Annotated in this window: 13 protein-coding genes; 7 read left to right on the top strand and 6 right to left on the bottom strand. The window is 44.9% G+C overall.

Going from position 1 to position 12,725, the window contains the following annotated elements; genetic code table 11:
- The 6 genes from ENI34_07045 to ENI34_07020 form a co-directional block, all read right to left on the bottom strand.
- Positions 1-998 (bottom strand): carbamoyltransferase HypF (locus ENI34_07045; protein ID HEC78884.1); only part of this gene is annotated, 998 nt, incomplete at its 3' end.
- Positions 970-1,638 (bottom strand): hydrogenase accessory protein HypB, encoded by a 669-nt coding sequence (gene hypB, locus ENI34_07040; GenBank protein ID HEC78883.1) that lies wholly within the window; start codon positions 1,636-1,638, stop codon positions 970-972. The genes hypB and ENI34_07045, both read right to left, overlap by 29 nt.
- Positions 1,639-1,679: 41 nt before the next feature.
- Positions 1,680-2,021 (bottom strand): hydrogenase maturation nickel metallochaperone HypA, encoded by a 342-nt coding sequence (gene hypA / locus ENI34_07035; GenBank protein HEC78882.1) that lies wholly within the window; start codon positions 2,019-2,021, stop codon positions 1,680-1,682.
- A gap of 21 nt (positions 2,022-2,042) precedes the next feature.
- Positions 2,043-4,235, bottom strand: a complete 2,193-nt coding sequence (locus ENI34_07030) for a T9SS type A sorting domain-containing protein (GenBank protein ID HEC78881.1) — start codon at positions 4,233-4,235, stop codon at positions 2,043-2,045.
- Positions 4,207-5,094 carry a glycosyltransferase family 2 protein gene (locus ENI34_07025; GenBank protein ID HEC78880.1) on the bottom strand — a complete coding sequence of 296 codons (888 nt, stop codon included), beginning with the start codon at positions 5,092-5,094 and terminating at the stop codon, positions 4,207-4,209. Before ENI34_07025 ends, ENI34_07030 begins: the two co-directional genes overlap by 29 nt.
- The gene (locus ENI34_07020; protein HEC78879.1) at positions 5,088-5,807 is read right to left on the bottom strand and encodes a polyprenol monophosphomannose synthase; all 720 of its coding nucleotides are present in this window, start codon (positions 5,805-5,807) and stop codon (positions 5,088-5,090) included. The genes ENI34_07025 and ENI34_07020 overlap by 7 nt, the downstream gene beginning before the upstream one ends.
- Before the next feature lie 85 nt (positions 5,808-5,892).
- Here ENI34_07020 and ENI34_07015 point away from each other — a divergent pair, with 85 nt between their 5' ends.
- From ENI34_07015 to tuf, 7 genes are all read left to right on the top strand, one after another.
- Complete coding sequence (locus tag ENI34_07015; protein HEC78878.1) at positions 5,893-8,151, top strand: TonB-dependent receptor; 2,259 nt, start codon at positions 5,893-5,895, stop codon at positions 8,149-8,151.
- A 1-nt stretch (position 8,152) separates the two neighbouring features.
- A complete protein-coding gene (locus ENI34_07010) occupies positions 8,153-8,872 on the top strand; it encodes a DUF4249 family protein (protein ID HEC78877.1) in 720 nt (239 codons plus the stop codon).
- A gap of 100 nt (positions 8,873-8,972) precedes the next feature.
- The gene (locus ENI34_07005; protein ID HEC78876.1) at positions 8,973-10,262 is read left to right on the top strand and encodes an asparagine--tRNA ligase; all 1,290 of its coding nucleotides are present in this window, start codon (positions 8,973-8,975) and stop codon (positions 10,260-10,262) included.
- A 59-nt stretch (positions 10,263-10,321) separates the two neighbouring features.
- The gene (locus tag ENI34_07000; protein HEC78875.1) at positions 10,322-10,681 is read left to right on the top strand and encodes a DUF2089 domain-containing protein; all 360 of its coding nucleotides are present in this window, start codon (positions 10,322-10,324) and stop codon (positions 10,679-10,681) included.
- A 180-nt stretch (positions 10,682-10,861) separates the two neighbouring features.
- On the top strand, positions 10,862-11,257 hold the full coding sequence (locus ENI34_06995) for a hypothetical protein (protein HEC78874.1): 396 nt from the start codon (positions 10,862-10,864) through the stop codon (positions 11,255-11,257).
- Positions 11,229-12,047, top strand: a complete 819-nt coding sequence (locus ENI34_06990) for a hypothetical protein (GenBank protein HEC78873.1) — start codon at positions 11,229-11,231, stop codon at positions 12,045-12,047. The genes ENI34_06995 and ENI34_06990 overlap by 29 nt, the downstream gene beginning before the upstream one ends.
- 419 nt (positions 12,048-12,466) lie before the next feature.
- Positions 12,467-12,725 (top strand): elongation factor Tu (gene tuf, locus ENI34_06985; GenBank protein HEC78872.1); only part of this gene is annotated, 259 nt, incomplete at its 3' end.

Genomic DNA, 12,725 nt, shown 5'->3' with positions numbered 1-12,725 from the left:
GGTTCATCCTGAATATTCGCACTCGTCATCACCAGATAAGGAATTTCATCAAGCAGCAGATGGTGAAGCGGCGTATAAGGAACCATTACACCAAAATAAGGGTTATTCGGCGCCACATCCTCGCAGACATGTTTACCTCTTTTCTTCAATAACATAATCGGCGCAACCGGCGAATTAATCAATTCTCTCTCTGCCGCACCGAGTTCGACTATGCCGCTTAAACAGGATTTCCGCACCATCAGGGCGAACGGTTTTGTCGGACGATTCTTCAATCTCCGTAATCTGCGTACTGCCCGCTGATTCGTCGCATCACAGGCGATATGGAAACCACCAAGCCCCTTGATCGCGACTATCCGTCCCTCTCTTAAAAGACGAGCGGTCTTTTTGATCAAAGTATCGGCATTATCATCAATAAGCTTTCCTTTAATCGAATAGAGTGAATAACGGGGACCGCAGATCGGACAGCAGTCGGGCTGGGCGTGGAATCTCCGGTCATACACATCATTGAATTCCGCTGTACAATCCGGACACATCTTAAACTTCCGCATCGTCGTTCTCTTACGGTCATAAGGGGTCGTATAGATGATCGAATAACGGGGACCGCAATTCGTGCAGTTTATGAACGGAAATCCATACCTCCTGTCCCGGGGAGAGTTCATCTCCCTGAGACAATCTTCACAGGTTGCAATATCCGGCGAGATCTGAGTGAACCCTGCGGTCTTCTTGCTCTCCTTGATCACAAAATCTCCGCCGCTGCGGAGTGTTGATTCAACAACCTTTATCGATTCTATTATCGCGGGCCGCGGTTTTTCTCTTTCCAACCGTCGTAAAAACAGATTAATCCGTTTTCTTGATCCCTGAATTTCAATATCGACTCCGGCGGTTGTGTTACGGACAAAACCACTGAGGGCGAGTTCTTTTGCCAGGCGAAAGACGAACGGCCTGAAACCGACTCCCTGGACAATGCCTTTAATCTTTATTCTTTTTCTTTCGGGCATCCAATAATTTTTTCAGGAATCGACAGAACTCTTCAAAGCCCTGACCGGTCTTTGCCGAAACCTCAAAAATTTCAGCTTTTGGATTATTGTTTTTGATATGGCGTTTTGCATTATCAAGATCAAAATCCACATAAGGAAGAAGGTCGATTTTATTAATCACGACGGCCCGGGCGAGATGAAAGAGTAATGGATATTTGAAAGGTTTATCATCGCCTTCAGGGGTGGAAAGGATCGCGAGTTTGAAATCCTCACCGATCTCAAACTCGGCGGGGCATACGAGATTTCCTACATTTTCGATAAGCACCAAATCATATCTCCCTTTTATCTGCGGCAGTACCTGGGCTGTCATGAATGCATCAAGGTGACACTCTGTCTCGGTATTGATCTGAATCACATCGACCCCTTCATCGGCGAGCCGCTGGCTGTCCACCTGCCCCTTGATGTCACCTTCGATCACCAAGGTTTTATACGAATCTTTTAAGTCTTCAATCAAACGGTGAATAAACGTCGTCTTACCCGCACCGGGTGAAGAAATTATGTTTATCACCAGGGCATTCATCTCATCAAATTTCTTTCTATTCTCCTGCGCCCGCTGTTTATTCGACACGAGTACAGGTTTAAGGACTTTCACTTCTTTCACCTCAAACTCCTTTCTTTTGGTGATCACTGACACAAACCATTCTATTCACCTTCTATCGATTCTATATAGAATTCCCTGCCCGACAATATTTCGATCTCCGCCCTGCCGCAATCAGGGCAGACAAGAATCGGTTCATCGATGACATTCTCTTTGCCACATGCCCGGCATTTAATCCGAATGGGAACCTCGGTAAAGATGATTTCGGCGTCACTGCACCTGGTATTCGGTTTCAAATAGTCAAAATAAAAAAGAATCGAGTCAGGTGAAAATCCCGTGAACTTTCCGATCTTCAAATTTATTTTATAGACCTTCTTGAAATTGTTCTTCTCTGCTTCCTGAATACAGAGGTCGACGAGTGATTTTGTCACACTGAATTCATGCATCTTGCGCAAAAGGCGGAAAGTTCATTTCACTACGGCGAACTTACAAACCCTGTTCCCGCGTGGTGTGTTCACCAAAACGAAATAAAGACCACTGCTTAGATCATCCGGGATGTCCCATACCACTTCTCCGAATACGGGATCGGGTTCAAGACCTCTAACGAGCAATCTGCCGCTGATTGAATAGATACTTACCCGGGCGTCCGCTGGAATGTTCTTTATTTTAACCACACTATGATTAACCACCGGATTCGGGTAAAGCAAGATACTATCCAATGCCGGGAGTGTATCGAACTGAACCTCGAGTTTCAGCAGACCGGTTTCCCCGCCGATCCAGAAGCAATTTCTAATGGGATCGAATTCAAAACCCTGCACCTGGACGATCTCATTGGAGAAATCCATAAATTCAATATGGACACCAAGTTCCTTGAAGGTGTAACCGTCTGTAATCTTGAGACGGGGGTCGTAAAAATAGATACCGTCCATAGCGAGCAACCATACCCTGCCTTCTGAATCGAGTTCAACATCAAAAAGTTCCTCGTTGGAAATATCTGTAAAACCGGAAAAAGTTGAACCATCATACATCAGGAGCCCCACTTCATTCGCAACATATAGATTGTTATTTCGATCAACAATACAACCGACTGCATATTTTGAAAGCATCCCGTCGGATTCTCCGAACTTTATGGAAGAATCGTCACTGCGGTCAAAGAGGGTATTATCCGTATCGATCATCATAAGACCGCCTTCGGCGCCGATCATGGTGCTCCATACCCTTCCAATAGAATCCAGAGCGAGCTCCACCTTAAAACCGGTGGACTTTTCTCCCAGAAAACAAACTTCATTCAACGCGGAATCAATCACCCACAACTTATCCGAGGGACCGGCGAGTGATATATACATATTGTTGTGGGAATCAAACTCCAGATCCCATACCGCCACAGAACTGTCCATACCGTGGTATCTTGCCCCCAGAAAAGTCCATGTCTGTGTCAGCGGTTCAAAGGCGAACGCCATCAGTGTATCAGCCCCTGAAGAACTGAAAGGATTTACACCGAACCAGACCTTTCCGTCGGGTGCGGTGACACAACGATGGATATGTTTGAATGACAAAACCGTATCACATCCGAAACGCGACCAATCACCTTCATTATCCAACCATCCGATGCCCCGTGAATAACCGGCACGGGCGCCGCAGGCGACGAAAACACCATATTCGTTTGCAGTAATCTCGGAAATATGGTTGGAAGGTAAACATTCCCTTTCGATCAACTCCCATAATTCACCGTCGGCGTCAAAACGGCCGATGCCTCGTCCGTAATAATCTACTGTGTAGCGGTTGCCGAGTCCGCAGAAGAGTGTATCATTGATATTGAGCAGAGAAAAAACATCGCACCTATAAGGAATACCCTCTTTTTCAATCACCAGATTTCCCTGAAACAGAAATCCGAATTGGGAGAGTGAATCAAGCGCCAATGCAAGAGAATCACCTCGATAGGTGATATCACACACTCCGTAACCGAGCAGAAGGGTATCGAAATAACTTCCATTGAAGCGATTAAGTCCTGCATCGGTTCCGACATAGATTGTCGTATCGATGACTGCAATCTTATTAATACGGGTGTCGAGCAGACCATGCGATGTATTATATGTAAAGGTTGAATCAGGGTTGAAATCTTTGGTGAAACAAGCAATACCGTTGTCTGTTCCGACCCAGATACGATTGTTATGGACCGCAAGCGATAAAACATTGTTCGACGGCAGCCCATCCGTCGTAAAGATGCGCAATCTTGAATCGTCTGAAAAATCAGCGGGCGTACTATTGGTGGCGATGAAGAGCAATCCTCCTGATGAAGCTACATACACACTGTCTTTCAAACAGATGATCCCCTGGATTCTGGTGCAGGCGAGGCATTCCGGTGGATAAATCAGAACACTATCAAAACCACCGCTGACCAGTGCCAGACCGAATTCATTACCGAACCAGATATACCCTGAGCTGTCGAGCGCTGTGCAACGCTGACGATTGGTCTGCAACCCGTCTGAATTGGTTAAAACCCTGAAAGAACCGCTGAGACGATTGTAAACGACAGCACCTCCATTGCTCGCTCCGTAAATAATCGAGTCTTTACCCGTAATTTCGTAATAGAAATTCGTGTTTGTGTAATATTCTGAATGGAATGAAATATTACTTAGGAGGAGAAAAATTAATATCATTTAATATCTTTTTAACCGATTCAGTGGATACTACATAAGCAAGCCTCAATCCCAGTAGTATCCTGAGCAATAAATGCATCAATCCGGACGGGGCGTAGTGTTTCTTGAAAAATCTGTAAAAACCCTTTGAATGGTGGATTGCGGGATGGATGTTATCCCGACGGAAATTTTCACCTCGATAATGTATCGCATAAGTTCTGGGCAGCCACCATACCTGCCAGCCTTTTTGCTGCATACGATAGCACAGGTCGGCGTCTTCAACATAGAGAAAGAAATCTTCATCAAAAAGCCCGACCTCATCAAGTGCACTCCGCCTGAGCATCATCACCGACCCTTCGACGAAATCGACCATCTCAGCCTTATTATAATCCATATCAAGATAAAGATAACTGTTTGAAAAAGGATTTCTCGGAAATATCCGCCTTATCAGAGAACGTCGCCCGAAGAGGATATTAAAATAATCGGGGAAACGGCGGCAGGTCGGCTGGCGGAATCCTGCAGGGCTCAATATTTCAGCTCCGAGGATACCGCACTTCTGATTTTTATCCATAAATTCAATCATCCGTTCTATTGTACCGGGAAAGAGCAAGACATCCGGATTTAAGAGCAGAATATATCTGCCTCTTGTAGCACTGATCGCCTGATTCGCCGCCCTGGCAAAACCGAAATTTGTGTGATTGCCGATATATTTTACATCCGCAAACGCATCTTTTGCTGTTTCCAAGCTGTGATCTGTAGAACCGTTGTCATACACGGTTATATCATAATCCTCTTTTCCATTGATATTCCGATGAATCGCTTCAAGACAATCTCTTAAATGATTTCCTGAGTTATAATTGACGATGATGATATTTAACATCTTTTCCTGAATAAAGACATCAAACGTAATTTCCAGACCAACCAGAAAGCCTCCCAGATAATCCGCTTCGACATCTTGGACTCGCCTTCACGCCTCTCAACAAATATTATCGGAATCTCCTTTATCTTCAAACCGGCTCTATAGACTGAAAAAACGCTCTGGATCTGAAAACCATAACCATCCACCTTGAAATCTTTCCAATTGACCGCTTCAAGCGCCTTCCTGGAGTAACACTTGAAGCCGCTCGTCAAATCTTTAATCGGAACTCCTGTGACCACGCGGGCGAACAGACAGGCGAAATAAGAAAGCAACAACCGTTTCATAGGCCAGTTGACCACACTCACCCCCTGGATGTACCGCGAGCCTACGATCAACTCGTAATCATCCAGCAGTTCGATGAATCTCGGCAGTTCCTCGGGATTGTGGGAAAAATCAGCATCCATCTCAAAAGCGAAATCATAACCGTTCTTCAAGGTATAATCAAAACCAAGCACATAAGCAGTGCCGAGTCCCATCTTCTTTTCTCTCCTTATAAGATGGACTTTCTTATCTGTACGGCTTATCTTCTCGACGATATCACCAGTGCCGTCCGGTGAATTATCGTCAATCACAAGAATTTCGAGTTGCGGTGAACTTGATAAAATTTCTCCGATGATTTTTTTGATATTCACAGCTTCATTATAGGTCGGAATTATCACAAGCCCTTTCTTCATATTTCTTTATTATACTTGGTTATTTGTCTTTGTCAATTGTCGGAATTGGATATTGACTCAATGAAGATTCATAATATAATCTGACATGTTGTTCCTTCTTTTCCTGTTGTCGGGATACGGCACCGGTTCCTTAAGTGGTTTTGTCACGGATGCTACAAACGGTGAAAAACTGGCTTATGCCAATCTTTATCTTGAAGACACGGAACTCGGTTCGGCATCCAATGAAAAAGGATATTTTGTAATCCATGATGTCCCCTCAGGAGAATATACCTTAATATGTTCATATATCGGGTATCAGGACAAAAGAATTCCAGTACACCTTGAAAAAGGAGAGCATCAAAGAATAAACATCGAACTCACACCCCTGATACTCGAAATGCCTGAAGTAAGTGTTTCCGCCCAGCGAAGTCGTTTTGAGCAGGAGGTCGAAGTAAGCCATATCACATTCACAACGCGTGAAATAAAATCAGTACCGGGACTGTTTGAAAAAGATTTGATAAAAATTCTGCAGTTGATGCCCGGTATTGTGGCGATGCACGATCTCTCCAATAAACTTTATGTACGGGGAGGGAGCCCGGATGAAAATCTTGTTTTACTCGACGGCATCACGGTCTATAATCCGTCGACCCACCTCTTCGGACTCTTTTCCACCTTTAACCCCGACGCCGTGGGGGATGCTGAACTCTATGCCGGCGGTTATCCGGCGCGTTTCGGCAATCGTTTATCATCGGTCCTGAATATAACGACGAAAGAAGGAAATACAAAAAAATACAGCGGAAAGTTCAGTCTCGGACTGATTACTTCCAAAGCGCTGGTCGAAGGGCCTATTCCAAAAGGCTCTTTTCTTGTAAGCGGCCGTCGAACATACTTCGACGGTCTGGTCTGGGCATATTCGAAGATAACCGGCGACACGATTTCTCTACCTTATTATTTTTACGATGGTATCGCAAAAGTGAACTTCAACCCGACGATGAATGACCGATTCACGCTCGCCGGTCTGGGTGGTTCTGATGTCGTCTCATTCGAGAATTTCGACGAAGACAGCGCAAACGAGAAGATCGAACTCAACTGGGGAAACCGCGGAACTTCACTGCGCTGGCGTCGCATCTTCAACCATAATCTCTATGGAGAATTACAGGGATCGTGGAGTAATTTTTTCACCCATTTCCGGTATGAAGATTACAGCGATACCACAAACAATCTCCATTTTTACGAAGAGATAATCGACCATACGATAAAGAGTGATTTCAACTATTTTATCAATCAATCCCACAATATGGACTGGGGTATCGACATCAAACACCTCAGTATCGAATATAATCTGGAGCGGACTGAACACCATATCCTCGAAAAAAAGGAAAAGACATATCTCTACAGCCTGTACCTGCAGGACAAGTGGTCGATCATTCCACATCTTTTGTCTTTACAGAACGGTTTGAGGGCGGTCTATACCACATCAAGAAAAAAGCTGAGCCTTGATCCGCGCCTCGGTATAAAATACCACCTCTCTCCGAGCCAGGCCCTGAACCTGGCTTGGGGCAAATACAGCCAATTTTTAATCACGATCAACAGTCAGGAATCATATTTTTCAATCTTCGACTTCTGGCGCCTCGTCGACACACTTCATGCCCTGCCCAATGCATATCACATAATCGTGGGTTATGAAAACTGGCTCGACGAAAACACCCACTTTACGATTGAACCATACTACAAACGATACTACAACCTACTCATCCCGCCGAGCAGTGAAATGCTCTTCAGCAGGCCTGCGGAAAGTTTGGCGGTCAGCAGAGGTTATGCCTTCGGGGTGGATCTCTTCTTCAAGAAGACTTATAAATCCGTATTCGGCTGGTTCAGTTATTCATTCGGCTACACCCGCCGAAAACTCGGCGACCGCTATTACGCCCCGCGCTATGACCGCCGCCACAATTTGAATATTGTTATCGGATTCACTGTTCCGGGAAAACTTCCCGTCATAAGCGGCGGCGCGCTCGACCTCCGCTGGTATCTGGGAAGCGGCCTGCCCTATGCCGAAGACCTCGCGAGATATCGTTACCGTTCTTATGATTACCTCGAGCAGGAAGAATCGGTCGAGTGGCTGATTATCCGGGGACCACGGGACGCCCGGCGTCTGCCTGTAAGCCATCGTCTTGATCTGCATTTTGAAAAAGACTTTAAGCTGTTCGGTAAAAACGGCTCCTGGTTCATTGATGTGATTAACCTCTACGACCGGGAAAACGTCCTCTTTTACACCTGGGATTATGATAAAGACCCGCCCCGTAAAACGGCCTATATTCTGCTGCCTATACCAATACCCAGTATCGGCATGAATATGAGGTTTTAAGATGAAGAACATCAAAATACTTCTATATCTGTTGTCGATCATATTATTGAACGCCGCCTGTTCAGAAGAGGAATCTCAGCTGTATCAACCCCAGCTGAATATCTACTCTTTTCTACAGGGAGGGAGATTCTACTCCGAGGTGTTCGTCGACCGCAGTTATCTTATGGATGAACCGAGCTCCCGCTATGTCGATGACGCCCTTGTCTTACTGGACGGCGGTGGACCGCAGGATACTTTAGTCCTTATCGACAGCCTTTATAAAAGTTATGACAAATTCATTTATCCGGAATCAACCTATACCCTCACGGTAATTCATCCTGATTATGATACGGTCTTCGGTACGACAAGGATCCCGGGGAATTTCCAGATCATCTTTCCTGAACCCGGTGATACTTTTAAAATATCCGACACGATCACCATCACAAAAAGCACTGGAGCACCTTATTACTACGGCTATTTCATCAATGATAACTACAACATTCCATTCTGGCACACCCCCGACACATCCGATACCGTAATCCGTATTCCTATGCCCATCCAGATTCAAAATCTTCCGGAGGGTTATTACACCCTGCAATTAATGGCGTGCGACGAGAATTATTTTGAATACAGCCGCTTTGAACCGCTCCAGGACAGTCTTCTGCAAAGCGGAATAGAAGGCGGCATCGGCGTCTTCGCCTCTTTTAACTTAAAAACCACATCCATATATCTCAGCCATTAGAACTACATAAGAATATTATATCAAGAGGGGCCGTAAAAACAGAGATACCTAATATCATCTTCGAGGCTTGACTTCATTTAAAAAAAGAATATAGTAAACTATGCATGTCTATATCGAAGATATCGGACGGTATGAAGGGAAAGAAGTGGTCATCAAGGGATGGCTATATAACAAACGTTCAAGCGGAAAAGTTCGTTTCATTCTGGTGCGCGACGGCACGGGGATCATCCAATCGGTCATCGCCAAAGGCGAAACCAAGGAAGAGGTGTTTGAAGCCGCGGACAGAATCACACAGGAATCATCTGTAATTCTGAAGGGCATCGTCAAAAAAGAGAAAAGAGCTCCAGGCGGCTATGAAATCATTGCTCAGGACCTCCGGATCATTCAAAAAACCTCTGACTATCCGATAACACCGAAAGAACATTCGATTGAGTTCCTTTTGCCGATCCGCCATCTCTGGCTGCGCTCGAAAAAACAGAACGCCATCATGCGGATAAGGCACGAAATAATAAGCTCGTTAAGAAGATTCCTGGACGAACGTGGATTCATCTGCGCCGACTGCCCCATCCTTACACCCGCTGCATGTGAAGGCACAACAACCCTCTTTGAGGTTGATTATTATGAACAGAAAGCATACCTGAGCCAGAGCGGCCAGCTTTATAATGAAGCAACCGCGGCGGCCCTCGGCAGGGTTTACTGTTTCGGTCCCACATTCCGCGCCGAAAAATCAAAGACCCGCAAACATCTTACTGAATTCTGGATGCTCGAACCGGAGATTGCTTATATCGACCTCGACGGCATCATGGAACTGATCGAGGATATGATTGTCTATATGGTGGAATCAGTGCTCAAAAACAGAGAGGCGGAATTAAAAATACTGGAAAGGGATATATCTATATTGGCTCAGATAAAGAAACCATTTCCCAGGATCTCTTACAAAGAGGCGGTTTCAATAATTCAGAAAAAAGATAAAGAGTTCAAATACGGTGAAGATTTCGGTGCACCCCATGAGGCGTTCATTTCGGAAAATTTCGACAAACCGGTCTTTGTCCATCGCTTTCCCGCAGCGATCAAGGCATTCTATATGAAACGCGATCCCGACGATCCATCCCTGGTACTGGGAGTTGATATGATCGGGCCTGAAGGTTCTGGAGAACTGGTGGGCGGAGGCCAGCGTGAAGACGATTATGACACCCTGTTAAAGAGCATAAAAGAACATAATCTTCCTGAAAAGGCCTTTCAATGGTACCTTGATCTGAGAAAATACGGCACCTGCCCCCATGGTGGATTCGGCCTCGGTTTAGAAAGGACCATTGCCTGGATCTGCGGAATAAAACATGTCAGAGAAACCATCCCATTTCCCAGAATGCTCGATCGAATCTATCCGTAAATTTAAAAAAAATTCATTTTTACCCCTTGACAAATTAAAAATTTTTATTATAATATATTATGAAATTAAAAATTTTGAAGTGTCCGTCTTGTCACGAAGACATGATCATCAGTGAATTAAAATGTCCGAAATGTGATCTCAGGGTCAAGAAAGACTTTTCACCGTGCAAATTCTGCCGGTTGTCAGAAGACCAGTATGAATTCCTGATTATATTCCTGCGCAGCCAGGGTAAAATCACTGAAATCGAAAAGATCCTCGGCATCTCGTATCCGACCATAAAGACAAAGATTGAAAATCTGCTCAAAGACCTCGGGCTTTCTCCAACCAGTACGAAAAAGGACCCTATTGAAGCACTGGCACAGGGTGAGATCTCCGTGGATGAAGCTGTGGCGATTCTGAAACAGAGGAGGAAGAGATGAAATACTATCTTTCCCGAATTTTCGGCGGTCTTTTTCTGATTATCGTGGGCCTATTAATCTGGCTCAGCAATCTAAGAATCCTGCATATCGCCTGGCAGCGGGATTGGCCTGTACTGCTGATTATAATCGGACTATTTGAACTGGTGAAGTATATCATAGGGAAAAAGTAAAGGAGGCTCTATGTCTGAAGAACAGAAAAAAATTTTGAAGATGGTCGCTGAGGGAAAAGTCACTCCTGAGGAAGCGGACCGACTATTGAGTGCCCTGAAAACCTCAAAAGGAAAAGGCCGTTTTTTACGGGTGCGGGTCTTTGATAAAGGAAAAGAAAAGACAAAAGTAAAGGTCGATATTCCACTGAGTGTTCTGAAGCTCGCTTCAAAGATCGGCGCTGCATTCAAAGGAGTGATACCCGAGGGCAGTAAAGTGAATATCCACGGCAGGGAGATCTCCTGGGATGAATTCACTCCTGAAATGATTGATAAGATAGTCGAAGAAATCAGCGAGGGCGGCAGATTCACCTTAGTGGAGGTTGACGACGAAGAGAAGGATGAATGTGTGGAGGTCTACATTGAATGAACGCTTGAGGATCTTAAAACTTCTCGAACAGGGCAAGATCAATGCAGACGAAGCAGCACGCCTTCTTGAGGCATTGACCTTTTCCCATCCGCACACCAGCAGACGCCGCCATAAAATATTCAGTGTATTCGAATGGATCCCCGATATAATCACTTCAAAGATAAACGGGTCTTTTGAACATGGAACAGCAGACCGAACACTCGCTTTTTCCAGAAAAAGAAGAATAAAATTCAAAGGTATCAGCGGCGATCTGCAGATCCATGGCGGCGAGGAAAACAACATTACAATTCAAAAAGACGGTTTTGTAAAGATCAAAGAGGATGAAGATACACTCGAAGTCAAAGCAATAACCGGCGACATAGAAATCGCCGTTCCCCATACGATTGACCTGTCGATAAAAGGTGTCTCCGGAGACATCACCATCCGCGACATCAGCGGTGAAATCAAACTCACCTCTGTCGCCGCTGATATCCATGGCTCTAATCTGTCAGGCAGTTTTACAGGAGAACTGGTGGCGGGAGATGTCGACATCGAATACAGGCATCTCGAGAATATCGATATAAAAACAAAAAAGAGTGACATCACCCTGAGACTCGCTGACGCGGTCGAAGCGGAGATCGAGCTTGAAGCGAAACACGGTGGGATTGACTGCGAATTCAATCTGTTAAAGGAAAAAAGAACAGCGACCACTCTCAAAGGAATAATCAATAATAAAGGTGCGAGGATCAGGATAAAGAACGACCGCGGTGATATAGTGATCAAACAAGAAAAAGGAAGAAAAGGAACATAAGGAGGTTCTATGGGTTGCAGTATGTGGTTTGCCCTGTTCTTGATTTTCATCGGTGCCTGGATATGGGCATCCAATCACGGCATCACGATATTCTCGTTTTATCGTGACTGGCCGGTTATCATCATAATCATCGGTCTGTATCTCTTCATAAAACTGAGACGTCGAAGACTCTGGTGAAGACCGAATAGAATATCGGTGACTATTCACTTGACATCCTTTTGCTTTCGAATATAATAAACTGTAATTTCGCTGGTGACGGAATTATTATTCGGCTGCCTCTTACAACCTACAACCAGGTATAACGATACCTTCAATAGTCGAAATTGACTATTGACAAACATTTAATTTTATATATAATAGATGTTTACTTAATTTATTTATTTAACTTAACTGAAAAAGGATGGTCAAGGAGGATTTATATGGCGAAAGAGAAGTTTGATCGGACAAAGCCGCATGTCAACATTGGGACGATTGGGCATGTTGATCATGGTAAGACGGCGTTAACGGCGGCGATTACCAAGGCTTTGGAGAAGAAGGGTTTAGCGAAGTTTATTTCGTACGATGAGGTGGCGAAGGCTTCGGAGTCTCAGGGTCGGCGTGATGAGACGAAGATTTTGACGATTGCGATTGCGCATATTGAGTATGAGACCGAGAAGCGGCATTATGCGCACATTGATT

Source organism: candidate division WOR-3 bacterium, from assembly GCA_011052815.1.
Classification (GTDB): Bacteria; Hydrothermota; Tepidihabitantia; order SM23-42; family SM23-42; genus DRIG01.
The sequence above is the reverse complement of the archived record's forward strand: the minus strand, read 5'-3'. Positions and strand labels throughout refer to the sequence as shown.